At 73.3% G+C, this 26,021-nt stretch carries 22 protein-coding genes, 1 tRNA gene, 1 other RNA gene and 2 pseudogenes; 19 read left to right on the forward strand and 7 right to left on the reverse strand.

Annotated features, from left to right (window positions below; translation table 11 throughout):
* Positions 1-117, forward strand: a pseudogene (locus tag CHB94_RS26035) (IS5/IS1182 family transposase); the annotation flags it as partial.
* Between the two features lie 315 nt (positions 118-432).
* On the opposite strand, the gene CHB94_RS05670 reads toward CHB94_RS26035, so the two are convergent.
* Both CHB94_RS05670 and CHB94_RS05675 read right to left on the reverse strand, forming a co-directional pair.
* Complete coding sequence (locus CHB94_RS05670) at positions 433-2,016, reverse strand: serine/threonine-protein kinase (RefSeq protein WP_217899190.1); 1,584 nt, start codon at positions 2,014-2,016, stop codon at positions 433-435.
* Positions 2,017-2,064: 48 nt separating this feature from the next.
* The gene (locus tag CHB94_RS05675; RefSeq protein ID WP_089335624.1) at positions 2,065-2,412 is read right to left on the reverse strand and encodes a hypothetical protein; all 348 of its coding nucleotides are present in this window, start codon (positions 2,410-2,412) and stop codon (positions 2,065-2,067) included.
* A gap of 212 nt (positions 2,413-2,624) precedes the next feature.
* Here CHB94_RS05675 and CHB94_RS05680 point away from each other — a divergent pair.
* Positions 2,625-2,709: transfer RNA gene (locus tag CHB94_RS05680), tRNA-Ser, on the forward strand.
* Between the two features lie 15 nt (positions 2,710-2,724).
* Here the strand turns inward: CHB94_RS05680 and CHB94_RS05685 are convergent.
* Positions 2,725-3,672: pseudogene (locus CHB94_RS05685) on the reverse strand (DMT family transporter); the annotation flags it as partial.
* Between the two features lie 255 nt (positions 3,673-3,927).
* On the opposite strand from CHB94_RS05685, the gene ffs reads away from it, so the two are divergent.
* From ffs to CHB94_RS05750, 13 genes are all read left to right on the forward strand, one after another.
* An RNA gene (gene ffs / locus CHB94_RS05690) (signal recognition particle sRNA small type) lies at positions 3,928-4,023 on the forward strand.
* Between the two features lie 169 nt (positions 4,024-4,192).
* Positions 4,193-6,418, forward strand: a complete 2,226-nt coding sequence (locus CHB94_RS05695) for a DNA polymerase III subunit gamma and tau (protein WP_089335625.1) — start codon at positions 4,193-4,195, stop codon at positions 6,416-6,418.
* 4 nt (positions 6,419-6,422) lie between these two features.
* Positions 6,423-7,592: an acyl-CoA dehydrogenase family protein gene (locus CHB94_RS05700; RefSeq protein ID WP_089335626.1), complete on the forward strand. Its 1,170-nt coding sequence runs from the start codon at positions 6,423-6,425 to the stop codon at positions 7,590-7,592.
* A 151-nt stretch (positions 7,593-7,743) separates the two neighbouring features.
* Positions 7,744-8,088 (forward strand): YbaB/EbfC family nucleoid-associated protein, encoded by a 345-nt coding sequence (locus tag CHB94_RS05705; protein WP_089335627.1) that lies wholly within the window; start codon positions 7,744-7,746, stop codon positions 8,086-8,088.
* Between the two features lie 42 nt (positions 8,089-8,130).
* Complete coding sequence (recR, locus tag CHB94_RS05710; RefSeq protein ID WP_089335628.1) at positions 8,131-8,730, forward strand: recombination mediator RecR; 600 nt, start codon at positions 8,131-8,133, stop codon at positions 8,728-8,730.
* 413 nt (positions 8,731-9,143) lie between these two features.
* On the forward strand, positions 9,144-10,229 hold the full coding sequence (locus tag CHB94_RS05715; RefSeq protein WP_089335629.1) for a methionine ABC transporter ATP-binding protein: 1,086 nt from the start codon (positions 9,144-9,146) through the stop codon (positions 10,227-10,229).
* Positions 10,226-10,885: a methionine ABC transporter permease gene (locus CHB94_RS05720; RefSeq protein ID WP_089335630.1), complete on the forward strand. Its 660-nt coding sequence runs from the start codon at positions 10,226-10,228 to the stop codon at positions 10,883-10,885. Before CHB94_RS05715 ends, CHB94_RS05720 begins: the two co-directional genes overlap by 4 nt.
* Positions 10,886-10,927: 42 nt before the next feature.
* Positions 10,928-11,749, forward strand: coding sequence for a MetQ/NlpA family ABC transporter substrate-binding protein (locus CHB94_RS05725; protein ID WP_089335631.1), 822 nt, complete (start codon positions 10,928-10,930; stop codon positions 11,747-11,749).
* A 241-nt stretch (positions 11,750-11,990) separates the two neighbouring features.
* Entirely contained in the window at positions 11,991-13,691 is a 1,701-nt protein-coding gene (locus tag CHB94_RS05730) for an ABC transporter substrate-binding protein (protein WP_089335632.1), read from the forward strand.
* A gap of 108 nt (positions 13,692-13,799) precedes the next feature.
* Positions 13,800-14,804, forward strand: a complete 1,005-nt coding sequence (locus tag CHB94_RS05735; RefSeq protein WP_089335633.1) for an ABC transporter permease — start codon at positions 13,800-13,802, stop codon at positions 14,802-14,804.
* Positions 14,801-15,742, forward strand: a complete 942-nt coding sequence (locus CHB94_RS05740) for an ABC transporter permease (protein WP_089335634.1) — start codon at positions 14,801-14,803, stop codon at positions 15,740-15,742. Before CHB94_RS05735 ends, CHB94_RS05740 begins: the two co-directional genes overlap by 4 nt.
* A 7-nt stretch (positions 15,743-15,749) precedes the next feature.
* Entirely contained in the window at positions 15,750-16,805 is a 1,056-nt protein-coding gene (locus CHB94_RS05745; RefSeq protein WP_089335635.1) for an ABC transporter ATP-binding protein, read from the forward strand.
* Positions 16,802-17,938: an ABC transporter ATP-binding protein gene (locus CHB94_RS05750; RefSeq protein ID WP_089335636.1), complete on the forward strand. Its 1,137-nt coding sequence runs from the start codon at positions 16,802-16,804 to the stop codon at positions 17,936-17,938. Before CHB94_RS05745 ends, CHB94_RS05750 begins: the two co-directional genes overlap by 4 nt.
* A 54-nt stretch (positions 17,939-17,992) precedes the next feature.
* On the opposite strand, the gene CHB94_RS05755 is transcribed toward CHB94_RS05750, so the two are convergent.
* On the reverse strand, positions 17,993-18,352 hold the full coding sequence (locus tag CHB94_RS05755) for a Rieske (2Fe-2S) protein (protein WP_089335637.1): 360 nt from the start codon (positions 18,350-18,352) through the stop codon (positions 17,993-17,995).
* A gap of 116 nt (positions 18,353-18,468) precedes the next feature.
* On the opposite strand from CHB94_RS05755, the gene CHB94_RS05760 reads away from it, so the two are divergent.
* Entirely contained in the window at positions 18,469-20,466 is a 1,998-nt protein-coding gene (locus CHB94_RS05760) for a TPM domain-containing protein (RefSeq protein WP_089335638.1), read from the forward strand.
* 93 nt (positions 20,467-20,559) lie between these two features.
* On the forward strand, positions 20,560-21,321 hold the full coding sequence (locus CHB94_RS05765) for a VOC family protein (RefSeq protein WP_089335639.1): 762 nt from the start codon (positions 20,560-20,562) through the stop codon (positions 21,319-21,321).
* A gap of 148 nt (positions 21,322-21,469) precedes the next feature.
* Here CHB94_RS05765 and CHB94_RS05770 read toward each other — a convergent pair whose 3' ends face one another.
* From CHB94_RS05770 to CHB94_RS05780, 3 genes are all read right to left on the reverse strand, one after another.
* Positions 21,470-21,898, reverse strand: coding sequence for a PPOX class F420-dependent oxidoreductase (locus tag CHB94_RS05770; protein ID WP_254920427.1), 429 nt, complete (start codon positions 21,896-21,898; stop codon positions 21,470-21,472).
* An 85-nt stretch (positions 21,899-21,983) separates the two neighbouring features.
* A complete protein-coding gene (locus CHB94_RS05775) occupies positions 21,984-22,952 on the reverse strand; it encodes a pirin family protein (RefSeq protein ID WP_089335640.1) in 969 nt (322 codons plus the stop codon).
* Positions 22,953-22,979: 27 nt separating this feature from the next.
* Positions 22,980-23,993 (reverse strand): pirin family protein, encoded by a 1,014-nt coding sequence (locus CHB94_RS05780; protein ID WP_089335641.1) that lies wholly within the window; start codon positions 23,991-23,993, stop codon positions 22,980-22,982.
* A gap of 122 nt (positions 23,994-24,115) precedes the next feature.
* Here CHB94_RS05780 and CHB94_RS05785 point away from each other — a divergent pair, with 122 nt between their 5' ends.
* Together CHB94_RS05785 and CHB94_RS05790 are read left to right on the forward strand one after the other, a co-directional pair.
* Positions 24,116-25,144: a methylenetetrahydrofolate reductase gene (locus CHB94_RS05785; protein WP_254920428.1), complete on the forward strand. Its 1,029-nt coding sequence runs from the start codon at positions 24,116-24,118 to the stop codon at positions 25,142-25,144.
* Positions 25,141-25,911 (forward strand): class I SAM-dependent methyltransferase, encoded by a 771-nt coding sequence (locus tag CHB94_RS05790; RefSeq protein WP_254920429.1) that lies wholly within the window; start codon positions 25,141-25,143, stop codon positions 25,909-25,911. The genes CHB94_RS05785 and CHB94_RS05790 overlap by 4 nt, the downstream gene beginning before the upstream one ends.
* Positions 25,912-26,021 lie beyond the last annotated feature (110 nt).

Below are 26,021 nucleotides of genomic sequence, written 5' to 3' on the forward strand. Positions count from 1 at the left end.
TGCGTCGACGCCTATCTAGCCCTGGCCGCCGCCATCGTCACCGTCCGTGCGCTATGCCGGGCCGCGTGGCGCCTCTACCGCTGGGACACCCGCCCAAAATCACCACGCATCCGCTGACCTACTGGCGGGAGCTCTTAGCGCGGTCGCGTCATGGCGGCCGGACTCCTTGGTCCGCGAGGAATGGAGCATGCACCTCAGCAACATGCTCACCGCCGCGCCCGACGATGACGACTGACATCAGACAGCGAGAACGCCAGACGAGCGCTTGGTGCCCCTTGGGGACGGGGAATGATCACCAGCGCGACGGGAAAGGGTTTTCACCAGGCGCTTGCTGTCCTGGTCCACGGCTTGTGTCGGTAGCCCGCAGAGAACGACGGCGGGCGCCCGCCCGGGTCCCAGCACCCGGCGGGCGCGCCGTTCGTCGTCCGGCCGTCAGCCGACCGGATAGTCGCTGTCGAGGATCAGCTCGCCGTCCCGGACGAGGAACGTGAACTGGCGCCGCGACGACTCGCTGCGGCCTCCGGGGGAGCGCAGCTCCATCGTGGCGGTGGCGGTGCTCCGCCCGTCCGCGGCCCGGATGTCGCTGAGCCGGACGTCCTCGAACTGTCCCCAGTAGTCGATGTAGTTGCTCTCGCTGATCGCGCTGCGCAGGGTCGGTCCGGTCAGTGCGTAGGCCTGGGCGGGGTCGGTGAGCACGAGCTCGTGGTAGCTCTCCAGGAACTGCTCGACGTTGTCCGCGGACAGCGCTTCCTGGGCCGCGGCCGGGGTCTCCGCCGGCTGCTCGGCAGGCGTGGTTTCCACGGGCGTGGTTTCCACGGGCGTGGTCGTCGCGGGCTCCTCGGTCTGCTCGGTGCTCGGAGCGGCTGCGGAGGAGCTGCTCGGCGACGGGGTCACCGCCTCGTCGGACGCGTCGTCCGCGGGCCGCATCACCAGGAAGGCGATCAGGCCGGCCAGGGCGGTGGCGACCAGTGCGGCCGTGATCCAGAGCGCTCGGCCGCGACGGCGCCTCGGCTCCGCACCCGGGCGGGCCGGTGGAGCGGGCGTCGGCACCGGCTCGGGGACCGGCGTCGGCGTTCCGCCGTCCGTCTCGAAGGGCGCCGCGAAGGCCGCCGTCCGGTTCCGCCCCGGGCCGGTCGCCCCGACGTCGGTCCGGGCCAGCAGGACGGTTGTCGTGTCGCCGTCCCGCCCGGCCGCGAGCCTGGCGAGCTCGTCGCGGACCTCCGTCATCTCCGGCCGGTCGGCGGGGTCGACGGCCAGCATCCGTAGCAGCGGCTCGGTCAGCGAACCGGCGCGCCGCGGCGGCACGATCTGGCCACCGGCGACCCGGTGCAGCATCGCGAGGGCGTTGTCCTCCATGCCGAACGGCGGCGTGCCCTCGACGCACGTGTACAGCGTCGCGCCGAGCGAGAAGACGTCGCTGGCCGCGGTCATCTCCCGGCCCTGCGCCACCTCCGGCGAGAGGAACGCCGGGGTGCCGGTGATCTGCCCGGTCTGGGTGAGCGTCACGTCGCCACTGGCGTGCGAGATGCCGAAGTCGGTGATCTTCACCAGACCCTCGATCCGGCCACCCTCGCCGATGAGGATGTTCGCCGGCTTCACGTCCCGGTGCACGATGCCCGCCGCGTGCGTGGCGGCCAGGGCGTCGGCCACCTGGGCGCCGATCTGCGCGACCTGGTCGGTCCGCAGGGTGCCGTCCTCGGCGAGAACCGCGGCGAGGCTGCGGGAGGGCAGGTACTCCATGACCAGCCACGGCTGTCCGGACTCCAGCGCCACGTCGTAGACCGAGATCGCATGGGGGTGGCTCAGTCGCGCGGCGATCCGGCCCTCGCGCAGAGCCCGCTGGCGCTGCTGGTCGGCCTCGGTCTCGCTGACGCCGGCCGGCGTCAGCACCTGTTTGACGGCGACCTGGCGGCCGAGCAGCTCGTCGCGGGCGAGCCACACGGTGCCCATGCCGCCGCCGCCCAGCTGGGACTGCAGCCGGTAACGCCCCGCCACCAGTCGTCCGGGCGTGGTCACGGGACGGGTCATGGATCGGCGGGGGCGACGGCGTCGACGGGGTGGGGATCAGACGGCGGACGGGATGCCGAACCGGCGCGCGTACTCCTCCTGGGCGCCGGCCGGGAGAGCGTCGTAGAGGTGACCGAGCTGGGCGTGCACGTCGGGGGAGAGGTCGTCGAAGATCTGCTGCCACGTGGGCGGCTCGTCGTAGCTGCGGGTCAGCAGCAGCTCCCACGCCTTCGACTGGCGATCGCGCTTGCCACGCTCGGCCAGGAACTCCGAGAGGTAGGAGTCCTTGGCCGCCGCCTTCTCCGCAGCCGTCGCACCCGGAGGCAGGTCCGCGGGGTCGCCGCCCCTGAGGACGCCGACGATCGCGTCGACCACTTCCGGCCGCACCTCGCCCGATTCGCTCATGTCCCTGCCTCCTCCCAGCCCGCTCCGTACGCAGATCATGCCGTGCCGCAGAGCCTTCCCCGGCGGCTCGACGATCAACCGCCCGGGGTGCAGGATGCCGTACGCCGGACGGTCCGTCGCCCCCGGAGCACCGGTCCGTGACTTCCGGCAGCGCCTCGAGCGCACCGGGACGCGGGTCCGGGGGCAGCGCCCGGTAGCATCGCCGGTGCACTGGAGGATTCGCCTAGTGGCCTATGGCGCTCGCTTGGAAAGCGGGTTGGGGGCAACCCCTCGGGAGTTCGAATCTCCCATCCTCCGCAGATAGAGCCCCGCGACGGCGGCGAGCACGAGCAGTCCCCCGGCCAGGGCGCCGGGGGACAGCCGCTCGTCCAGGAACGCCGTCGCCAGCGCTGTCGCGGTGAGCGGCTCCAGCAACGTCACGATCGAGGCCACCGCGCCCGGGACGCTGCGCAACCCGCGGAAGAACATCCCGTAGGCGAGCGCACTCGGCACGGCGCCCAGGTAGAGCAGCACGCCCAGCGCCACGGGATCGGCGGTGAAGCGCAGACCGGTCAGGAGCGCGACCGGTGTCAGGATCAGCGCCCCGCCGGCGAATCCGGCGAGGGTCACCGGGATCCCGGCCGGCACCCCGGCCCCGGCCAGGGTGACGACGGCGTAGCCGAGTGCCGAGCCCACCGCCACGAGTGCGCCCAGGACGACCATCGATCCCGTGTCGGCGCCCGCGGAGATCCCCACGAGCAGGACCAGCCCGAGGAGGGCGACGAGGAGGGCGACGACCGTGGCCCGGTCGGGCCGCCCGTGCCCGAGCACCGTGGCGCCGACGGCGATGAGGAGCGGCGCGAGCCCGAGCGCCACGAGCGTGGCGATGCTGACTCCGGCCGTGGCCACCGCGGCGAAGTAGGCCAGCTGGTAGGCGGCCAGTCCGGCGGCGACGAGGGCGAGCCTCGCGGCGGTGCCGCGCGTGGGCACGGTCGTCCCTCCGGTCCGGCGACGGCGGGTGAGGGCGAAGCCGGTCAGCAGCACGACCGCCCCGATGGCCATGCGGTGCCAGGCGATGTCGAGCGGTCCGAGGCCGGCGCGGTCGGCCACGATCTGGCCGCTGACACCGGAGGTGCCCCAGCACAGCGCGGCGAGGACGACGAGCAGGAACCCGCGGCGAGACGCGGCGGGGAGGGCGGGGGAGGACCCGGCGGGGAGGGCGGGGGAGGACCCGGCGGGGAGGGCGGGGGAGGACCCGGTGGGGAGGGCGGGGGTGGACATGACGCTCCTGGATCGGTGCCGTGGTGGGGGACTCGGATCCGGAGCACGGTGATGCGGCAGGTCGAACCGGCCTGCGGGTGCGGGATCAGCCCGCGGTGCTCCGGGTCAGGAGCGGGGCGGGGGCAGTGGAAGGACCCCGTCCTCCTCACCCCTCGCGGGCTCGGGGCGAGCCTCGGGACGGGGCCTGGGCGTCATGGGCGCGAAGGGTAGCGGGAGGCGTCGTCGGCGCGCAGGTGCAGTCCTCTACAGTGGACGCCAGACCCCTCGTGTGGCGTCATCCTGTGAACCTCCCCAGGGCCGGAAGGCAGCAAGGATAAGCGGGCTCTGGCGGGTGCGCGGGGGGTCCTTGCTATGTGATCTGTCGTCCTCCGGACGACACCGCCGCCAGGTGCCGTGCCCCGGGCGCGTGGAGCCGCTGCCCGTGTCCCCGTCGGGAGACCCACCGGGCCCCCGCGACGGGTCCACATACGAGGTCGCCCGTGTGCGCCGGCCTGTCGCAGCGGGCACGTAACCTGCCCACGTGGCTCTGGCGCTCTACCGCAAGTACCGTCCGGCGACCTTCGCCGAGGTGGTCGGGCAGGAGCACGTCACCGCCCCGCTGATGAACGCGGTGGACGGCGGCCGGATCAACCACGCCTATCTCTTCAGCGGCCCCCGCGGCTGCGGCAAGACGTCGTCGGCCCGCATCCTGGCGCGCTCCCTGAACTGCGAGCAGGGGCCGACCTCCACCCCCTGCGGCGTCTGCGAGTCCTGCATCGCCCTCGCACCCGACGGCCCCGGCTCACTGGACGTCATGGAGATCGACGCGGCCAGCCACGGTGGTGTCGACGACGCCCGCGACCTGCGCGAACGGGCCTTCTTCGCTCCGGTGAACAGCCGCTACAAGGTCTACATCGTCGACGAGGCGCACATGGTGACCACGCAGGGCTTCAACGCCCTGCTGAAGGTGGTGGAGGAGCCGCCGGACTTCCTGGTCTTCGTCTTCGCCACGACCGAGCCGGAGAAGGTCCTCCCGACCATCCGGTCGCGCACCCACCACTATCCGTTCCGCCTGGTTCCGCCGACGACGCTGCGCGGCCTGCTGGAGAAGACCTGCACGGCCGAGGGCGTGACCGTCGAGCCGACCGTCTACCCGCTGGTCGTCCGCGCCGGTGGCGGCTCGGTCCGCGACTCGCTGTCGATCCTCGACCAGCTCCTGGCCGGTGCCGGTCCCGAGGGAGTGACCTACAAGGCCGCGGTCGGACTGCTCGGCGTCACCGACGACGCGCTCCTGGACGAGACGATCGACGCGCTGGCCGCCCACGACGCGCCGGCGGTGTTCCGCGCCGTCGACCGGGTCGTCGAGGCGGGGCACGATCCCCGCCGCTTCGCCACCGACCTGCTCGACCGGCTGCGCGACCTGATCGTGCTGGACGCCGTCCCCGACGCCGGCGGCAACGGCCTGCTCGACTGCCCGCCCGACCGGCTGGACCTGATGAACCAGCAGGCCTCGGCACTGGGGTCCGCGACGCTCTCTCGGATGGCCGACACCGTGCACGAGGGCCTGACCGAGATGCGGGGGACGACGGCGCCACGGCTGCTGCTCGAACTCGTCTGCGCCCGCATGCTGCTGCCGGCCACCGATGACTCGGCGGCCGCGACCCTGCAGCGCCTCGAGCGGCTCGAGCGGCGGATGTCCATCGCCGGCGAGCACGCCGGCCGCCCGGGCGCGGAGGCGCCCGTTCGACAGGCCGCACCCCGGGAGACCCAGATCCCCGAGGCTCCCGTCCGCGAGGCGGCTCCGCGTCCGGTGCCGGCAGCCGCCCCGACGCCGACGGCCCCACCCGCGGCGGCCGCGGGTGCGCGCAAGGAGTACGTCCGTCCCTCGCAGCGCAGCGCGGTCCCGGCTCCGGTGCCCGCCAGTTCTGCCCCGGCCGCCGCCCCGGTCGCCGACGACTGGCCCGAGACGGTGCAGCCGGGCACGGGCCGGAGCAAGGCGGCGACCCCGGCGGCTGCCGGACCCGCCGCACCGCCCGCACCGCCGGCCGATCGGACGCCGGGCCGCGCGGTGACCGGCGAACCCGACATCCCGTTGCCGCCCGAGCCCACCGACGACGAGGACTGGCCGCACCCCGCCAGCTCCACCGCCGCCCGTGCCGCGGCCGCCCGCACCGAGGCCGCCGGCAGCGGGAGCGACGCGGCGAGCCCCCCGCCCCGCGCCGCGGCCGAGTCCGCACCGGCCCCGCGCGGCGGTGAGCCGACGCCGGTCGTCTCGGCCAACCCGGAGCCGGCTGCCGAGGACGGCGAACTCACCACCACCGACGTCCGCCGGATGTGGCCGGAACTGCTGTCGGTCGTCAAGAAGCACAAGCGCACCACCGAGGCGCTGCTCAAGAACGCCCAGGTGCACCAGCTGGCCAACGGCGTCCTCACCCTGGCGACGTCGTCACCGGCACTGGCCCGCCGCCTCGGCGACGACCTGAACAAGGACGTCATCCGGGAGGCGCTCAACGAGCTGCTCGGCGTCCGCTGGCGGGTCGAGGCCGTCGTCGAAGGTGCCGCGGCAGCCGGGCCGGCCGTTCCGCCCGAGCAGGCGCGGGAGGCGGCGCGCGCCGCCGAGGCCGCCGAGGCCCGCGAGCTCATGGCCGAGCGGGCCGCCGACGTCTCCGCCGGCGGCGACCGTGCGCCGGAGCCCGTGGTCGACCCCGAACAGGCGGCCCTGTCGCTGCTCCGGGCTCAGCTCGGCGCCCGCCCGGTCGACAGCTGAGCCGATGCGCGCGCGGGACCTCCCCGAGGACGAGCAGGCGATCGTCGAAGCCGTCGCGCACTGGGTCGACCGCGAGGTGCGCCCGCACGCCGGCCGGCTCGAGCGGGCGCAGGAGTACCCCACCGCCCTGATCGACCAGATGAAGGAGATGGGGGTCTTCGGGCTCGCCGTCCCCGGCCGGTGGAGCGAGTCCGCCGTCTCCACCCGGTGCTTCGCGCTGGTCACCGAGGAGCTCGCCCGCGGCTGGATGAGCCTGGCCGGGGCGGTGGGCGGGCACAGCGTCGTCGCCCGGCTGCTCGCCGGGTACGGCACCCCGGAGCAGCAGGAGCGCTGGCTGCCGCGGATGGCGACCGGCGAGGTCCGCGCCGCCATGGCGCTCACCGAGCCCAGCGGCGGCTCCGACCTCCAGGACATCCGCACCCGGGCCGTCCGGGACGGGGACGGCTACGTCGTCGACGGCAGCAAGACCTGGATCACGAATGCCCGGCACGCGGGCCTGATCGCCACCCTGGTGAAGACCGACCCGGCGGCGCAGCCGCGGCACCGGGGCATCAGCATCCTGCTGGCCGAGCCGGGACAGGTCGAGGTGTCCCGCGACCTGCCCAAGCTCGGCTACCGGGGCGTGGAGTCCTGCGAGCTGTCCTTCGCGGGATCGCGTGTGCCGGTGGACGCGCTGCTGGGCGGGGAGGAGGGCCACGGCTTCGCCCAGTTCATGGCCGGCCTGGAGCTCGGCCGGGTGCAGGTGGCCGCACGCGCGGTCGGGGTGGGCCAGGCGGCGCTGGACGACGCCCTCGCCTACGCCCAGCAGCGCGAGACCTTCGGCAAGCCGATCTGGGAGCACCAGTCGGTCGGCAACCTGCTGGCCGACATGGCCACCAAGGTGCACGCCGCCCGGCTGCTGGTGCTCGACGCGGCCGCCGGCATCGACGCCGGTCGGCGCAGCGATCTCGAGGCCGGGATGGCCAAGCTCTACGCGTCCGAGGCCTGCATGCAGGTGGCCCTGGACGCGATGCGCATCCACGGGGCCGCCGGGTACTCGGCCGAGATCGATGTCGAACGCTATTTCCGCGACGCCCCCCTGATGATCGTCGGCGAGGGCACCAACGAGATCCAGCGCAACGTGATCGTCCGCCGCCTGGTGGAGCGCTCCCAGGAGCGCAGCACGCGGAACTGACGTGGCCCCGTCCCGGGTCCCGCCCTGAGCCTGCGCAGGCAGATGGCCCCGTCCGGAGGCTCGCCGCGAGCTCGCGAGCGGGGAGAGGGACGGGGCCCTGCCAGGGGTCCGCTTACCGCTGCTGGTCATATGCGCGGCCTACTCTCGTGGCATGTTCCCCGGTGGTCAGCCCGACATGGCGCAACTCCTCCAGCAGGCCCAGCAGATGCAGCAACAGCTGGTCGCCGCCCAGGAGGAGCTGGCGCGTACCGAGGTCACCGGCTCGGCCGGTGGTGGCCTGGTCACGGTCACGATGACCGGCAGCGGTGACGTCACCGCCGTCACCATCGCGCCGGCCGCCGTCGACCCCGACGACCTCGAGACGCTGCAGGACCTCGTCGTCGCCGCCCTCCACGACGCCAAGCGCGCGGCCGACGAGCTGGCCGCGAGCACCATGGGCCCTCTCGCGGGCGGCCTGGGCGGTCCCGGTGGCGGTCTCGGCCTGCCTGGCCTCTGACCGCCTTCGCGAGACCACAGCGACCGGAGACAGAGGACAACCGTGTACGAGGGTGCCGTCCAGGACCTGATCGACGAGCTGGGCCGGCTGCCCGGCGTCGGCCCCAAGAGCGCACAGCGCATCGCCTTCCACCTGCTCTCGGCCGAATCCGCCGACGTGGGACGCCTGGTGTCGGCGCTGACCCGCGTCCAGGAGGAGGTCCGCTTCTGCGTGACCTGCTACAACGTCGCCGAGGGCGAGCAGTGCCGGATCTGCCGTGACCCGCGTCGGAGCGACGAGGTCCTGTGCGTCGTCGAGGAGCCCAAGGACGTCGTGGCGATCGAGCGCACGCGTGAGTTCCGGGGGCGCTACCACGTGCTCGGCGGCGCGATCAGCCCGATCGAGGGCGTGGGGCCCGACGACCTCCGGGTCAAGGAGCTCATGACGCGGCTGATGAACGGCGCCGTCACCGAGCTGATCATCGCCACCGACCCCAACCTCGAGGGCGAGGCGACGGCGGCCTACCTGGCCCGGCTGGTGTCCCCGATGGGTCTGGCGGTCTCCCGGCTGGCCAGCGGGCTGCCCGTCGGCGGCGACCTGGAGTACGCCGACGAGGTCACGCTGGGCCGGGCATTCGAGGGTCGCCGCCGCATCGACGCCTGAGAAAGGACCCCACTGCCCCCCACCGGCCCCCTGCAGGGTCCCGCCGCTAGCTTGCGAGCGGTGGGGGGCAGGGGGTGTTTCATCCTGCAGCGGGGCCGCGCCATGGCGTCGCCTGGTGTCCGCCGCAGGGCCGCGGCCGATGGTTGAGGGTTCTCTCACATTCGGCGGTGCTCGGTGGCAGGCAGGCCGCGGTCCGGGGCATCCTCGACAGGTGCTGAGGGGGTTTGCGTTGACGCGTCGTCGCGCCATCGACCTCATGCGCACGGCCAGCCGGCTGTAGCTCCGGAGCCGCCGAGCCCGCACGGACCCTTCCCGCCGTCAGGTCCCCCGCCCGCGGCCGCCGCCTCCGACCGGGCTCGCCCTTCCCGCGTCACCGTCCCGTGCGCACCCCGCCAAGTCCTGCCGAGGCCCTCGTGATCGAACTGTCCGACGTCCGCAAGGTCTTCCCCGCACGTCGCGGGGCGGCCGAGGTCGCCGCGGTCGACGGCGTCACGCTCTCGGTCGCCGCCGGCGAGTTCGCCGGCGTCGTCGGTCCCAGCGGGTCGGGCAAGAGCACCCTCGCCCGCCTGGTGAACCTGCTCGAGCGGCCGACCTCGGGCCGCGTCGCCGTCGACGGTCAGGTGCTGACCGATCTCGACGACGACGGCGTGCGCCGGGCACGCCGCTCCGTCGGCATGGTCTTCCAGCACTTCAACCTCCTCGACTCACGGACCGCGGCCGGCAACGTCGAGCACCCGCTCGAGCTGGCCGGGGTCGGCCGGGTCGAGCGCCGCCGCCGCGTCGCCGACCTCCTCGACCTGGTGGGCCTGGCCGATCGGCACGCCTCCCGCCCGGCCCAGCTCTCCGGTGGTCAGAAGCAGCGGGTGGCCATCGCCCGGGCCCTGGCCGCACACCCCAAGGTGCTGCTCTGCGACGAGGCGACCAGCGCGCTGGACCCCGCCAGCACCACCGGGGTGCTGGACCTGCTGCGCCGGGTCCGTGCCGAGCTCGGCCTCACCGTCCTGCTGATCACCCACGAGATGGCGGTCGTCCGCGCGGTCTGCGACAGCGCTGTCCTGCTGGAGTCCGGTCGGGTCGTCGACGGCGGCCGGCTGACCGATGTGCTGGCTCGCCCGCACTCGCCGCTGGCCGCACAGTTGCTGCCCGCGCCCGCCGTCGCCGGTCGGGACGGCGATCTGGTCCGGGTCACCGTCACCGACAGCGCGCCGGAGGGCCGCGTCCTGCGGACCCTCGCCGGGGAGCTCGGCCTGGACGTCGAGGTGGCGGGCGGCTCGGTGGAGACCGTCGCCGGCCGCCGGTTCGGCCGTCTCCTCCTGTCGGTGACCGGCGACGACGGCCGGCTGGACGCGGCGCTGCAGCGACTCCGGGACGGTGGATCGCTGGTCGAGCGGGCCGTGCCCGGAGACGAGCCGCCGGCGATCGGGGCACACGACGAACCGGCCACGGCCGAGCAGCCCTCGGCCCCCCGCCTCCTCGACGCCCCCGGGGTGCCGCTGTGAACGACTGGTCCCGCATCGCCCCGCAGCTGGCCGAGGCCACCGGAGACACGCTCTACATGGTCGGCGTCGCCACGGTGCTCACGGTCCTGATCGGCGTCCCGCTGGGGGTGCTGCTCACCGTCACCGCCCCCGGGGCGCTGTCCCCGCGCCCGATGCTGCACCGCGTCCTCGGCCTGCTGGTCAACCTCGGCCGGTCGCTGCCCTTCATCATCCTGCTCGTGCTGGTCGCTCCGGTGACCCGCGCGATCGTCGGGACGACCATCGGCTCGACGGCGACGATCGTCCCGCTGACCCTCGGCGCCGTCCCCTTCCTCGCCCGGCTGGTGGAGACCAGCCTGCGAGAGGTCAGCCCGGGCAAGGTCGAGGCCACCCTGGCCATGGGCGCCCGGCGCCGCGACGTCGTCCGGACCGTGCTGCTGCCCGAGGCGCTGCCCTCGCTGGTCGCCGGGGTGACCGTGACCGTCGTCGCGCTGATCAGCTACTCGGCGATGGCCGGCGCCATCGGTGGTGGTGGCCTCGGCGACTTCGCCATCCGCTACGGCTACCAGCAGTTCCGCACCGACATCACCGTGGTCACCGTCGTCCTGCTCCTGGCCGTCGTCCAGCTCCTGCAGTGGGCCGGCGACCGCTGGGCGCGCCGGCTGGCCCACGTCTGACTTCCCGCGCACGACCCGCCACCACGAGGAGAGAACCCGCACATGCACCGCCCGAAGAAGTCCGTCCTGGCCGCCGTCGCCGCCGCCACCCTGCTCGGCCTCACCGCGTGCGGGGGCGACGCCGAACTCTCGGCCGCCGACGAGCCGTTGAAGGTCGGTGCCTCACCGGTGCCGCACGCGGAGATCCTCCGGTTCGTCCAGGAGGAGCTGGCCGACGACGCCGGACTGGACCTCGAGATCGTCGAGTTCACCGACTACGTGCAGCCCAACGTCGCTCTCGACGACGGCTCGATCGACGCCAACTACTTCCAGACCGTGCCCTACCTGGAGGAGCAGGAGGCCAGCGCAGGCTACGACTTCGCCGCGCTGGACCCGGTGCACATCGAGCCGCTGGGCATCTACTCCGAGTCGCTCACCGACCTCGCCGACATCCCCGACGGCGCGACGGTCGCGATCCCGAACGACCCGACCAACGCCGCCCGCGCGCTCCGCCTGCTCGAGGCCAACGACCTGCTCACCCTGGCCGACACCGGGGACGCCGCGCCGACCGCCCTCGACGTCGAGGCCAACCCGAAGAACCTGGAGATCCAGGAGATCGAGGCCGCCCAGCTGCCGCGCTCGCTGACCGACGTCGACCTCGCGGTGATCAACGGCAACTACGCCATCGACGCCGACCTCTCGCCGGCCGACGACGCACTGGCGCTGGAGGAGGCCGAGGGCAACCCCAACGCCAACCTGCTCGTCGTCCGCAGCGGCGACGAGGGCGACGAGCGGATCACTCAGCTGGAGGAGCTGCTGCACTCCTCGGAGGTCCGGCAGTTCATCGAGGACACCTACGCCGGCGCAGTCCTTCCGGCGTTCTGAGCCCAGCAACGAACTCCGGCCCCGGGACCGTCGCACCGACGGCCCCGGGGCCGTCTGCTGCCTGCCCGCCCGAGGCGCCAGGCACCAAGGTCACGAGATGGTGTCGATGACGACGACGGCCTCACCAGCATCGACGGCGGCGTCCTAGGGTCCGCGTACGTCTGTGGACCGAATCACTTCCACGGCTGTCCCGCCCGGAGCACGTCCGGCCCGAGAGGGCCGAGAAGGCAGGTTTTCCGCGATGACCCGTCGCCATACCCGAGCTGTCGCCGCGTCCGCGGCGGCCCTCGTCGCCGTGACCCTGTCCGCCTGCGCGTCCAGTGACCGGGACTCCGGTGAGGGGGGCGGCGGCGAGCAGACCGGCGGCACCCTCGTTTTCGGCGCCGCCGGCGACCCGGCGATGCTGGACCCCGCGTTCGGCAGCGACGGTGAGACCTTCCGCGTCTCGCGGCAGATCTTCGAGGGCCTGCTGGGCAACGAGCTCGGTGGCACCGAGGCGGTCCCCGAGCTGGCGGAGGACTGGGAGGTCAGCGAGGACGGCCTCGAGTACACGTTCAACCTGCAGCAGGACGTCAAGTTCCACGACGGCACCGACTTCAACGCCGAGGCCGTCTGCTTCAACTTCGACCGCTGGCACAACTTCGAGGGCCTGGCCCAGAGCCCGAGCGCTTCGTACTACTACCAGGCGGTCTTCGGCGGCTTCGCCAGCACGCCGGACACCCCCAGCATCTACGAGAGCTGCGAGGCGACCGACGAGAACACCGCGGTGATCCGGCTGACCCAGGTCACCTCGAAGTTCCCCGCTGCCCTCGCGCTGCCCGCCTTCTCCATCCAGAGCCCAACGGCGCTGCAGGAGTACAACGCGGACGAGGTGTCGGGCAGCGAGGACGCGCTGACCTACTCCGAGTACGCCCTGGAGCACCCGGTCGGCACCGGCCCGTTTAAGTTCGAGAGCTGGGACCGGGGCAACGGCGAGGTCACCATCGTCCGCAACGACGACTACTGGGGTGAGCCGGCCAAGCTGGACGAGGTCATCTTCCGGACGATCTCCGACGGGAACACCCGCCGGCAGGAGCTCGAGGCCGGCTCGATCGACGGCTACGACTTCGTCTCCCCGGCCGACTACGAGACGCTCGAGGAGACCGGCGCCCAGGTCCTCGTCCGCGACCCGTTCAACATCCTGTACCTGGGCATGAACGGTGGGAACGTCCCCGGCTCGGGGGCCAACCCGGCACTGCAGGACCCGCGGGTCCGTCAGGCGATCGCCCACGCGATCGACCGGGAGACGATCGTCAACTCGCTCCTGCCCGAGGGCGCCGAGCAGGCCACCCAGTTCATGCCTCCGACCGTCGACGGCTGGGCCGACGACGTGACGACCTACGAGTACGACCCGGAGCGCTCGAAGGCCCTGCTGGCCGAGGCCGGGGCCACGGGGACGACGCTGCGGTTCTTCTACCCGACCGACGTCAGCCGGCCCTACCTGCCGGACCCGGCCGCGATGTTCCAGGTCATCAGCCAGAACCTGACCGACGCCGGCTTCACCATCCAGCCGACGGCGCTGCCGTGGAACCCGGACTACCTGAACGCCGTCCAGGCGGGTCAGGCCGACATCCACCTGCTGGGCTGGACCGGTGACTACAACGACGCCTACAACTTCATCGGCACGTTCTTCGCCGAGGCGTCGAACAACCAGGCGTCGGCCGAGTTCGGTGCGTTCAGCGCGCCGGAGATCTTCGCCGCGCTGGCCGAGGCCGACTCCGAGCCCGACCCGGCCAACCGCACGGAGATGTACCAGGAGGCCAACCGGCTGATCATGGACTACCTGCCGGCCGTCCCGATCTCGCACTCCCCGCCGGCGCTGGTCGTCGCGGAGAACGTGCAGGGCCTCGAGCCCAGCCCGCTGACCGCCGAGGTCTTCTCTACGGTGTCCCTCAGCGACTGAGAAAGGACCCCCTCGCCCCCCACCGCTCGCAGGCTCGCGGCGGGCCCCTGCAAGGGGTCCGCCGCGAGTCTGTCGGTCCGGTCCGCTCAGTGAGAGGGAACCGAGCGCGTGCTCCGCTTCATCGTCCGGCGGCTCCTCCAACTGATCCCGATCCTGCTCGGGCTCTCGATCCTGCTGTTCGCCTGGCTGCGCGCGCTGCCCGGCGGGCCGGCTCAGGCCGCGCTGGGGGAGCGCGCCACCCCGGAGGCCATCGCCCGGTACAACGAGCTCTTCGGCCTCGACGAACCGCTCATCGTCCAGTACCTGCGGTTCCTGGGCCGCGCCGTCCGGCTGGACTTCGGCACGTCCGCGCGCACCGGTCGCCCGGTGACGACGGAGTTCCTCGAGCGGATGCCCGGCACCATCGAGCTCACGATCTTCGCGATGATCTTCGCGATCGGCGTCGGCATCCCGCTGGGCTACCTCGCCGCCCGCAAGCACGGCAGCTGGCTGGACTCCGCCTCCGTCATCGGCTCGCTGCTGGGCGTCGCGATCCCGGTGTTCTTCCTCGCCTACCTGCTGCGCCTGGTGTTCGCCGTGGAGCTGGGCTGGCTGCCGGGCTCCGGCCGTCAGGACGTGCGGATCGACGCCACCCGCATCACCAACTTCTACGTCCTGGACGGCCTGCTGACGCGCGAGTGGGACGCCGCGTGGGACGCCGTCCTGCACCTGATCCTGCCCGCGATCGCGCTCGGCACCATCCCGCTGGCGATCATCGTGCGGATCACCCGCGCCTCGGTCCTCGACGTGGTCAACGAGGACTACGTCCGGACGGCGAACGCGAAGGGGCTGGCCACCTCGACCGTGCGGCGCCGGCACATCATCCGCAACGCCCTGCTGCCGGTGTCGACCACGATCGGTCTGCAGACCGGCCTGCTGCTGTCGGGCGCCGTCCTCACCGAGAGCGTGTTCTCCTTCGGCGGTGTGGGATCGGCGCTCTACGACGCGATCTTCGCCCGGGACTTCGCCGTCCTGCAGGGCTTCATCCTCATGCTCGCGGTGGTGTACGTGCTCGTGAACCTGCTGGTCGACATCTCCTACGGCCTGCTGGACCCGAGAGTGAGGGTCAGATGAGCGCGCTGGGCGAGCTCAAACGGGAACGGATCGACCAGCTCGCCGCCCGAGCCGGACAGGTGCCCGAGGGTGAGGGCGGGGTGTCGCTCACCCGCAGTGCCCTGCGGCGGCTGCGTCGGGACCCGGTGGCGATCATCGGGGCGGTCATCGTCGTGCTGTTCCTGTTCGTGGCCGCGTTCGCTCCGTTCCTGGCGCCCAGGGACCCGCTGGCCCAGAGCCTGCTGTCCGACATCCGGCCGGGTTTCATCCCCGGCAGCCAGGAGGGCTTCCCGCTCGGGGTGGACAACCTCGGTCGCGACCTGCTGTCCCGGCTGATCTACGGATCGCGGCAGTCACTGATGATCGGCGTCATCTCGACCGTGCTCGGCGTCATCGTCGGCATGGCGCTCGGCGTGCTGGCCGGTGCCTTCGGTGGCCGGGTCGACACGCTTCTGATGCGGTTCGTCGACATCCTGCTGTCGATCCCCAGCCTGCTGATGGCGATCAGCATCTCGGTGCTGCTGGGCCAGAACCAGTACGCGTTGATGATCGCCATCGCGGTCACCCAGGTGCCCATCTTCGCCCGGCTGCTGCGCGGGTCCATGCTCGCTCAGCGCGGCAGCGACTACGCCGTCGCGGCGCAGGCCCTGGGCATCCGCAAGAGCCGGATCGTCTTCGGGCACGTGCTCCCGAACTCGCTGAGCCCGGTCATCGTGCAGGCCACGCTGTCGCTGGCGACGGCCATCATCGAGGCGGCCGCGCTGTCGTTCCTCGGTCTCGGCGACCCCGACCTGGCCCGGCCGGAATGGGGCGCGATGCTGGCCAACGCCCAGGCCTTCCTGTCGATCCGGCCGGAGCTCGCCATCTATCCGGCGTTGTGCATCATCGTGGTCGCCCTGGGGTTCACCCTGCTCGGTGAGTCGCTGCGTGAGGCCCTCGACCCGAAGTTCCGGAGGTGAGCCGCCGATGAGCTCGGTGCCGGGCGGGCCGGCAGGCGCCCCTGTCCTGGAGGTCGACGACCTCGCCGTCACCTTCGCCCGCCGCGGCGAGCAGGCCACCCGCGCGGTCGACGGGGTGAGCTTCGCCGTCGGCGCCAGTGAGACGGTCGGCCTCGTCGGGGAGTCGGGCTGCGGCAAGTCGGTGACCTCGCTGGCCATCATGGGGCTGCTGCCGCGTCGCGGGGTGACGGTCAGCGGTTCGGTCCGGCTCGAGGGACAGGAGCTGATCGGCGCGAGCGACAGCCGCCTGCGCACGCTGCGCGGCGCGCACATGGCAATGGTGTTCCAGGACCCGCTCTCCTCCCTCAACCCGACGGTGCAGATCGGCACCCAGGTGACCGAGGTGCTGCTCGAGCACCGGGACATGTCGAAGTCCGAGGCCGCCACCGAGGCCGCCGACCTCCTGGACCGGGTGGGGATCCCCGACCCGTCCCGGCGGCTGAAGGAGTACCCGCACCAGCTGTCGGGCGGCATGCGCCAGCGCGCGCTCATCGCCATGGCGCTGGCCTGCTCGCCCCGGTTGCTCATCGCCGACGAGCCGACGACCGCGCTCGACGTTACCATCCAGGCCCAGATCCTGGAGCTTCTCAGAGAGCTCGTCGTCGACACCGGGACGGCGCTGGTGATGATCACCCACGACCTCGGCGTCGTCGCCGGACTGTGCGACCGCGTGCACGTGATGTACTCCGGGAAGATCATCGAGACGGCCGACCGGCACGAGCTCTTCGCCCGGCCGCGACAGCCCTACACCGGCGGCCTGCTGGCGTCCGTGCCGCGGCTGGACGCCGGGCGGGGCACGCCGCTCACGCCGATCCGGGGCTCGGCGCGCGACGCCATCCCGTGGGCCGAGGGCTGTGCCTTCGCGCCGCGCTGCGACAACGCGCAGGACGACTGCCTCACCGAGGTCTCCGGCAGCGTCGTGCCGCTGGAGTACGACGGGCCGGGCCGGGAGCTCCGCTGCCGGCACCCGCTCGAACACCCGCCGGCGCCGTCGGGCGCCACCGCCGCCGGAGCCGCCCGATGACCACGCCGGCCGCCGAGCCGCTCCTGCGGGTCCAGGGCCTGAAGGTGCACTTCCCGATCAAGAAGGGGGTCTTCTTCGACCGCACCGTCGGGCACGTCCGGGCCGTCGACGGGGTGGACCTCGCCATCGAGCGCGGCTCCACCTACGGGCTGGTCGGGGAGTCCGGGTGCGGCAAGTCGACGCTCGGACGGGCCATCCTGCGGCTGGTCGAGCCCACCGCCGGTGAGGTGCTCTTCGACGGCACGGACGTCGCCTCGCTGGAGAGGGAGCCCCTGCGGCAGATGCGCCAGCGCATGCAGATGGTCTTCCAGGACCCCCTGGGGAGCCTGGACCCCAGGCAGAACGTCGAGTCGCTCCTGGCCGAGCCGCTGCGGGCACACGGTCTCGGCGGCGGGACGAAGGGCATCGCGGACAAGATCCGTGGCCTGCTCGATGCCGTCGGTCTGCCCTCGGCCGCGCTGCGCCGTTACCCGCACGAGTTCTCCGGCGGGCAGCGGCAGCGCATCGGCATCGCCCGCGCGATCGCCCTGGAGCCGGACCTGCTGATCGCCGACGAGCCGGTGTCCGCGCTGGACGTCTCGGTGCAGGCGCAGGTGCTCAACCTGCTGGAGGAACTCCAGGAGCGGCTCCAGCTGACCTACCTGGTCATCGCCCACGACCTGGCGGTCGTCCGGCACATCAGTGACGTCGTCGGCGTCATGTACCTGGGCTCGCTGGTCGAGCAGGCGCCCGCCGACGCCCTGTACGAGCAGCCGCTGCATCCCTACACGCGGGCCCTGATGAGCGCCGTCCCCGTGCCGGACCCTGTCGTCGAGGAGACGCGCGAGCGGATCCTGCTGGCCGGGGACCTGCCGTCGCCGGCGAACCCGCCGAGCGGCTGCCGCTTCCACACCCGCTGCCCCTGGCGGCAGGAGACCCGGTGCGACGACGAGGTGCCGGTGCTGCGCGAGCTCGCGCCCGGACGGCTCGTGAGCTGTCACTGGGCCGAGGAGATCCGGGACGGCGTCCTCCACCCGAAGTCGGCCGAGGAGGTGGCGGCGGTCATGGGCGTCTCCGTCCGGGCGACCGGGGCGGAGGCGCAGGAGACCGACGCGCTGGTGCAGGGCGTCGACCAGCCGGTCGAGCGCACCTGAGGCCCTGTCCGGAGGCTCGCCGCGAGCCTGCGAGCGGTGAGGGGGACGGGGTCCTCATTCCAGGACGACGTCGTCGCCGATGCGGGCCGCCCGGCGCACCCGCAGCCGGGCGATCCGGCCGAAGGCCTGGACCAGCTGGGAGTAGATCGGCGTCGGGCCGTGATAGGCGAGGAAGCCGGTCGGCCCCTCGACCATCTCTCCGGTCCGTACGTCGTACCGGCTCTGGTGCCAGGGGCAGACCAGGCAGCCGTCGGCGTCGATGCTGCCCTCGGACAGGTCGGCGAGCTGGTGCCGGCACCGGCGGGACACCGCGAAGTACTTGTCGTCACCGCGGTTGCCCACGGCCCAGTCGCCGGAGCGGCGCACCGTTCCCGGCGGCAGGTCGGCGGCGGGCAGGCGGTCGGGCTCTGGCACGGGGGCTCCTCGTCGGTGGGGACGGCGGATCCCGCCCTACCCCGCACGGCCCGGCCGGACGCCCCTCCCGTCGGTAGGGTCGAAGATCTCGATCCGCGAACCGTCCAGGAGGTGCCGTGCGCCGGCTTCCCGTCGTCCTGGGCGCCACCGCCCTGTTCCTGGGCAGCGGTGGCCCGGCCCTGGCCGAGGATCCGTTCCGCCTCGACGATCAGGTCGTCGACGAGGCAGGGGTGCTCGGCGACGCGTCCGGGATCGAGTCGGCCGTCGAGGAGCTGCGGACCGAGGACGGCATCCAGCTGTTCGTCGTCTTCGTCGACACCTTCGAGGGCATGTCGGCCGGGGACTGGCTCCAGGAGACCGGGGAGCTGTCCGGGCTCGGTGGCACCGACGCGCTGCTGGCCGTCGCCGTCGACGACGAGAGCTACACGTTCGCCCTGCCGGCGAGCGCCGACGTCTCGCTCGACGAGGCCGACCAGCTGGCCGCCGAGGCGGTCGAGCCGGAGTTCGCCGAGGGCGACTGGGCGACCGGTGCGGAGGTGTTCGCCGACATCGTCCGGACCGGGGACGCCCCGGGCGGAGCGGACTCCGGAGGAGGCGGGGCGCTGCTCGTCGTCGGAGCGATCGCGCTGGCCGGCGGCGGCGCCTACCTGGTCGCCCGCTCCCGGCGCCGCAAGCAGGAGGCGCAGCCGCCGCCGGTGCAGCGGCTGGAGCGGCCCGACCCCTACGCCGGGACGACGACCGAGCAGCTGCAGTTCCGCGCCAGCAGCGCGCTGCTCGAGCTCGACGAGGCGGTGAAGACCTCACAGCTGGACCTGGACTTCGCCCGCTCCCAGTACGGGGAGGAGGCCGTCACGGGGTTCGACAAGGCGCTCGCCACCTCCCGGGACGAGCTCTCCCGCGCGTTCACCATGCGCCAGCAGCTCGACGACGACGTCCCGGAGGACGAGCCGACCACGCGCCGGATGCTCGGCGAGATCCTCCGGCTCACCGAGGCCGCCGACGCCCGCCTGACCGCCCAGGCGGAGGCCTTCACCCGGTTGCGGGACCTGGAGCACACCGCGCCCCAGGTGCTGGAGGCCCTCGCCCCCCGGATCGCCGCGCTGCGGCAACGCATCCCGCAGGAGGAGCAGCGGCTGGGCGAACTCCGGCGTCGCTTCGCCGACTCCGCGGTGGCGCCGGTCCGGGACAACGTGACCGAGGCCCGGGCCCGCCTGGCGGCCGCGGAGCAGGAGGTCAACGAGGCCCTCGACGCGCTCGGTGCCGGCCGCGCCGGTGAGGCGGTCGGCGACATCCGGGCCGCCGAGGACGCGGTCGCCCAGACCACGACGCTGCTGGACGCGGTCGGCCGACTGGCCACCGACCTGGACGCCGCGGCCGGCCGGGTCGCGGCCGTGCGCGCGGAGACCGAGAAAGACATCGCCGAGGCCCGGTCGCTCGTGGCGGCCGGGAACCGCAGTGGCCTGGGGCCGCAGATCGCCCGCGCCGAGGCCGCCCTCACCTCCGCCGACGCGGCGCTCTCCGGCCCGCAGCCCGATCCGCTGGCCGCGCTGCGCCAGCTGGAGGAGGCCGACATCGCACTCGAGCAGGCCCTCTCGGTCGCCCGCGACGCCCAGACCCAGGCCCGTCGGGCGGCCGCCGGGCTCGATCAGGCGGTGCTCACCGCGCGATCGACCATCGCGGCGGCGAGCGACTTCATCAGCACCCGCCGTGGAGCGGTCGGCCCCGAGGCCCGCACCCGGCTGGCCGAGGCGCAGCGGCACCTCGACGTCGCCGTCGACCTCGGCCGTGACGACCCGATGACCGCACTGCGGGAGGCGCACCAGGCCACGACGCTCGCCCAATCGGCTCTCGACCGCGCGCAGGACGACGTCTCCACGTGGTCCGGTGGCTACGGCGGCGGGCCGGGCGGGTTCGGTGGGGGGTACGGAGGCGGGTACCGGCGCGGCGGCGTCGACCTCGGCAGCCTCGTGCTGGGCGGCATCCTGCTGGGCGGTGGCCGGGGCGGCGGCGGCTTCGGGGGCGGGTTCGGTGGTGGTGGCGGCTTCGGGGGAGGGGGGCGCCGCGGGGGCGGTGGAGGTTTCGGTGGTGGGGGCACGGGCGGCGGCCGGTTCTGAGTCCCCTCCCGGCGGCGTCGTGGGTGCCGCGGGTCCGGGAACTGTCGGTCCCCGGTGGGACGGTTCTCCTCCCCGGAACGTGGAGGAGGAGCGATGCCCAGACGGAACACCCCGTGGCCTGCCGGCACACCCTGCTGGGTCGACTACGGCGCGGCGGATCTCGATGCGGCCAAGGCGTTCTACGCCGAGGTCCTCGGCTGGAGCTACACCGGTGGCGAGCCGGAGTTCGGTGGCTATCTGACGGTCACCGTGGACGGCGAGCAGGCGGGCGGCATGGGGCCGCAGCAGGACCCGGACGACCCGCCGAAGTGGATGACCTACTTCGCGACCGATGACGCGGCCGCGACCGCCGCGTGCATCAGGGAGGCCGGCGGCTCGGTGATCGTCGAGCCGATGGAGGTCGGCCCGATGGGCACCATGGTCATCGCGCGCGATCCCCAGGGGAACCCGTTCGGCCTGTGGCAGTCCGGTCTCAACACCGGGATCCGCATCCACAACGAGCCGGGCGCGCTCGCCTGGAACGAGGCGATGGTCGCCGACACGGCCGGCGCGAAGCAGTTCTACACCGCCGTCTTCGGGTTCACCTTCGAGCAGATGGACCCCGAGACGGCCGGCGAGGGCATGGACTACGCCACCTTCAACACCGGTGGGAATCCGCTGGGCGGTCTCGGAGCCTCCGATCCGAGCATGCCCTCGGGTTGGCTGACCTGCTTCTCGGTCGCCTCCGCCGACGAGGCGGTGGCCGCGGTCGAGGCCAGGGGCGGCACGGTGACGATGCAGCCGATGGACACGCCGTTCGGGCGGTTCGCCATCGTCGAGGACCCGTGGGGTGCGCCGTTCGAGGTCCTGCAGTAGAAGGACCCCCAGAAGGGCCCCGTGCTCCTCACCGCTCGCCCGCTCGAAGCGAGCCCCTGGACGGGGTCTCCACTTCGCAAGCTCAGGGCGGGCCCCTGGACGGGGCCGGACGGGCCGGCGTGAACGGGGCGCGCCGGCCGGACCGGCCTCAGCCGCGCAGCTGTCCGTACGCGTGCTCCGGCCGGAACCGGACGACGAGCCGCCGATCGGCCACCATCGCCGCCCGGTACTCGTCCCAGTTCTCGTGCTCGCCGCTGATGCTGCGGTAGTAGGTGATGAGCTCCTCGACCGTGGCGTCGTGCGGCTCGGCCGCCACCGGGGTGAGTTCGGCGGTGCCCTCGACGGCGACCCAGGTCCAGAAGTCCTTGGACGCCACGTGCAGCGTCACCCGTGGGTCGGCCTGCAGGTTGCGGGTCTTGGCCCGGTCGGCGGTCACCGAGACCCGGAACAGTTGTGACTCGGCGTCGTAGGAGTATCCGACGTTGGACAGCTGCGGCCGTCCGTCGCGCTTGACGGTGGCGAGGACACCCCACCGGTGCTCCGCGACGAACGCCAGCATCCGGGCGTCAACGGTCACGGGAGAACCTCTTCCGAGTCGGAGCGGGCCCCCTGCAGGGGCCCGCCGTGAGCGTGCGAGCGGTCGGGGGCAGGGGGTCCTTCTCTCACCGCTCGCGCCCGCGCGGCTTGAGCGGGATCGGCGGCAGCGGCGGGGCCTCGAGCCGGGCGCCGTCGTAGCCCGCGACGGTGCCGAACCGCTCCGACTCGCCGTTCCACTGCTCGGCGTAGTCGGCGATCTCCGCACCGGACCGCCCGACGAAGTTCCACCACATGACGAGGTGTTCCTCGAACGGCTCCCCGCCGAGCAGCAACAGCCGGCTCGCGTCGGCCGCCCGGAGCCTGACCGACCTCCGACCCGTGCCCAGATAGAGCATCGCGCCCCGGTCCAGCGGTGCGCCCTCGGCCGACGCCGTCCCGGAGGCAGCCAGGAGCCCGTACTCGAATTCCGGTTCCAGCGGGACCTCGACATCGGCCCCCGCGGCGAGGTCCAGGTCCACGCCCACCAGCGGGCTGTACGCCGTCCCGGGCGAGGTGGCCCCACCGAACGATCCGATCAGCACCGTTGCGGTGACGCCGTCCGACGTCCAGCCCGGCAGCGTCGCGTGGTGCTCGAACGCCGGGGCCGTCTCGCGGTGCGCGTCGGGCAGTGCCACCCACAGCTGGGCGCCGTGCAGGAACCGCGGATGGTTCGCCGGCGACTGCTCGGCATGGGAGATCCCGTGCCCTGCCGTCATCAGCGCCAGCTGACCAGGTCCGAACCGCACGTCGCTGCCCACGGAGTCCAGGTGGTGCACCTCGCCCTCCAGCAGCCACGACACTGTCTGCAGCCCGGTGTGCGGGTGCGGCGCGACCTGCATGCCGGCGGAGGTGGCGATGTCGTCGGGGCCGTAGTGGTCCACGAACGCCCAGGCGCCGATCATCCGGCGGCCCAGGGTGGGCAGCAGCCGGCGGACCCGGGTGCTCTCGCCGAGCAGCACCTCCTTGCCGGGCAGCAGGTCCAGCGCCGGGCCGGCCGAGGTCCCGTCGAGGCCGCCCAGCTCACGCGCGGCGGGGCGGCGATCGAGGTTGCTCATCTCTGTCCTCTCGAACCGACGGCGCCGTCAGGCGTCCGGCGTCTGCCCAGTCTCGCCCCGCACGTCGCCGTGCGGAACGTCCCGGCGGCCGTAGGTGGCCGGGATCGATCCCAGCCGGCCGGCCTGGAAGTCGGTGAAGGCGTCCATGACCTCCTGCCGGGTGTTCATGACGAACGGCCCGTACATCGCGATCGGCTCGCGGATCGGCGCACCGCCGAGGATGACGACGTCCAGCGCCGGGGTCCGCGACTCCTGATGGACCGCGCCGTTGATCGTCACGGTGTCGCCGGGGCCGAGGACGGCCAGCTGCCCGGTGCGGACCGGGGCGCCGTCGATGCCCACCGAACCGGCACCGGAGAGCACGTAGACCAGCGCGTTGAAGTCCGGCCGCCACGGCAGGTCGAGGGTGGCGCCCGGGGAGATGGTCGCGTGCACCATCGCCATGGGCGTGTAGGTCGAGCCCGGACCGACCTGCCCGGCGACGTCACCGGCGATCACCCGCAGGAAGGCGCCGGCATCGGGGCTGGCCAGCAGCACCGACTCGTCGGCGCGCAGATCCTGGTAGCGCGGCTCCACCCACTTCTGTGCCCGGGGCAGGTTCACCCACAGCTGCAGGCCGTGGAACAGTCCACCGCTCAGCACGAGGTGCTCCGGGGGCTTCTCGATGTGCAGGACGCCCCCGCCGGCGGTCATCCACTGGGTGTCGCCGTTGCTGATCGTGCCGCCACCGCCGTGGGAGTCGGCGTGCTCGAAGGTTCCGTCGATGATGTAGGTGACGGTTTCGAAGCCGCGGTGCGGGTGCCAGCTGGTGCCCTTGGGCTCGCCCGGCGCGTACTCGACCTCGCCCATCTGATCCATGTGGATGAACGGGTCCAGGTCGCGCAGGTCGACGCCGGCGAACGCCCGGCGGACCGGGAATCCCTCGCCCTCGAAGCCCGACGGCGCCGTGGTGACCGAGCGGACCCGGCGGCGGACCGTCCCGGGAGCGGGCACGGGCACTCGGGCGAGCGTGGTGGTGTCCTCGACGGTCACGGCAGGCATGCCGGCCTCCTGATTGAGATCTCAACTAGCGTGGCACTGTAACCCCCACTGCCGGCGATGTCTTCCCTCTCGTGGTCCGCGCGAGGGGTTTCGAGCGGCGCTCCACCGGTCAGCCCTCCAGGGTGCAACCCGAGTCCGCGACCGCCGGGCGGCTGGGCTGCCCCAAGCGGATGGTGTTCGGCCCCTGCGGTGGGGTCCGGGAGGACGAGCGGTGCGAGCTCGCCCAGCACCGCTGCGTGTTCCTCGGCGAGCCCCTGGTCGGCTGGCCCGACCCGCCCGTCGCGCCGCCCGACCCCGCCCCGGACGGGCTGCTCGCCCGCGCGGCGCGGGCGCCGGTCGTGCTGGCCGACCTCTCCGCACCGGCCTTCGACACCGCGGCGGTGCGGCGGGTGGTCGACATCCTCGGGCCCGTGTCCGACGCGCTCCTGCTCGGCGAGCATGCCAACCGCCCCGATTTCCCGCCGACGATGCTGGCCGCGGAGGCCCTCGGCGCGGGTGCGCGACTGTGGGCCACGCTGGCCTGCCGGGATCGCAATCGCGTCGTCCTCGAGCAGGAGCTGGCCGGCCTGGCCGCACTCGGCGTGGACGGCGTCCTGTGCGTGACCGGTGACGGGCGTGGACCCGGTGTGCGGCCCGGTGCGAGTCAGGTCTTCGACCTCGACGGCGTGCGGCTGGCCGCGCTCGCCGCCGCGCAGGGTCTGCAGATCGCCGTTCCAGAGGCGCCGGAGGCGCCGCCGGTCGACCTCCGCCCCGCGCGAGTGGCCGAGAAGCAGCGGGCCGGCGCGCAGCTGTGCGTGCTCAACCACGTGAGCACCCCGGCCCGTGTGGCCGCGTTCGTCTCCGCTGCCCGGGCCGCCGGCGCGACCCTGCCGTTCATCGCCGGCGTCGCGGTCTACACCGACGAGCGCTCGGCGCGGGTGCTGCAGCGGTTCCCCGGCCTGCACCTGGACGACGCCGTCGTGGAGCGGGTGCTCACCGCGCCCGATCCGCGCGACGCCGGCATCGCGGCCGCGGTCGCGGAGGCCCGCGCGTTGCTGGCCGTGCCCGGCGTCGTCGGGGTCAACCTGTCCGGCATGGGTTCCGCCCGGGACGCGGACGACGGCGCGCGGATCAAGGCGGAGGTCGCCGCAGAAGTGCGAGGTATGGCGTGAGCGAACTCGAGAGCGAAGCGATGGAGGCCGAGTTCGACACCGTCGCCGGGTGGACGGAGGAGGCGGTGCGCGCGCTCGGGCCCGAGTACGCCATCCCCGCCGGGTGCCGGGGGAGCGGCAGCGAGGGGGCGCTGCGCTGGCTGGCCGACCGGCTGGACCTGCGTCCGGACACCCGGCTGCTCGACTCCGGAGCGGGTGTGGGTGGGCCGGCGGGGTGGCTGGCGGCGCAGCGGGGGCTGCGGCCGGTCTGCGCCGAGCCGATGGCCGCCGCCGTCCGGGCCGGGCGACGGTTGTTCGGCCTGCCGTCGGTCGTGGCGGTGTCCCAGTACCTGCCGTTCGCCGACGCCTCCTTCGACGCCGCCTGGTGCCTCGGCGTCCTCTGCACGACGTCGGACAAGGCGGGCCTGCTCGCCGAGCTGCGCCGGGTCCTCGTGCCCGGCGCCCGGCTCGGCCTGCTGGTGTTCGTGGCCGACGGACCGCTACCCCCACCCCTGCCGGAGGGCAACGAGTTCCCGTCCGAGGGCGAGCTCCGGCGGCTGCTCGCGGACGCCGGTTTCCGGCTGGAGGCGAGCGCGGGCGCCGACCTGGGCGACAGCCCGGAGGAGTGGACCCGGCGCGCCGACGCCGTGGAGGCGGAGGTGGAGCGCCGGCACGGAGCTGACCCGGCGTTCGGGCAGGCGCAGGAGCAGTCCCGACGGGTCGGTCGTCTGCTGTCCGACGACGCGCTGCGGGGCTGGCTCGGCGTGGCGGTGGCCACCGGCGGCTGACCGCAAAGAAACACTGCAAAGCATTCTCTGCACCTTCTGTCGTCCGGCACGTGGCCACCGACGAGACCCCGCTGGAACCCGCCGTCCAGGTGACCGACGTGCGCGCCCTC

This window comes from Blastococcus mobilis (genome assembly GCF_900188025.1).
Lineage (GTDB): Bacteria > Actinomycetota > Actinomycetes > Mycobacteriales > Geodermatophilaceae > Blastococcus_B > Blastococcus_B mobilis.

Coding starts and splice junctions, on each gene's coding strand:
- CHB94_RS05675 (WP_089335624.1), bottom strand. CDS start 2,412: ATGAGCGAATCGGGCGAGGTGCGGCCGGAAGTGGTCGACGCGATCGTC.
- CHB94_RS05700 (WP_089335626.1), top strand. CDS start 6,423: ATGCGCGCGCGGGACCTCCCCGAGGACGAGCAGGCGATCGTCGAAGCC.
- CHB94_RS05705 (WP_089335627.1), top strand. CDS start 7,744: ATGTTCCCCGGTGGTCAGCCCGACATGGCGCAACTCCTCCAGCAGGCC.
- CHB94_RS05725 (WP_089335631.1), top strand. CDS start 10,928: ATGCACCGCCCGAAGAAGTCCGTCCTGGCCGCCGTCGCCGCCGCCACC.
- CHB94_RS05730 (WP_089335632.1), top strand. CDS start 11,991: ATGACCCGTCGCCATACCCGAGCTGTCGCCGCGTCCGCGGCGGCCCTC.
- CHB94_RS05740 (WP_089335634.1), top strand. CDS start 14,801: ATGAGCGCGCTGGGCGAGCTCAAACGGGAACGGATCGACCAGCTCGCC.
- CHB94_RS05745 (WP_089335635.1), top strand. CDS start 15,750: ATGAGCTCGGTGCCGGGCGGGCCGGCAGGCGCCCCTGTCCTGGAGGTC.
- CHB94_RS05750 (WP_089335636.1), top strand. CDS start 16,802: ATGACCACGCCGGCCGCCGAGCCGCTCCTGCGGGTCCAGGGCCTGAAG.
- CHB94_RS05765 (WP_089335639.1), top strand. CDS start 20,560: ATGCCCAGACGGAACACCCCGTGGCCTGCCGGCACACCCTGCTGGGTC.
- CHB94_RS05775 (WP_089335640.1), bottom strand. CDS start 22,952: ATGAGCAACCTCGATCGCCGCCCCGCCGCGCGTGAGCTGGGCGGCCTC.
- CHB94_RS05780 (WP_089335641.1), bottom strand. CDS start 23,993: ATGCCTGCCGTGACCGTCGAGGACACCACCACGCTCGCCCGAGTGCCC.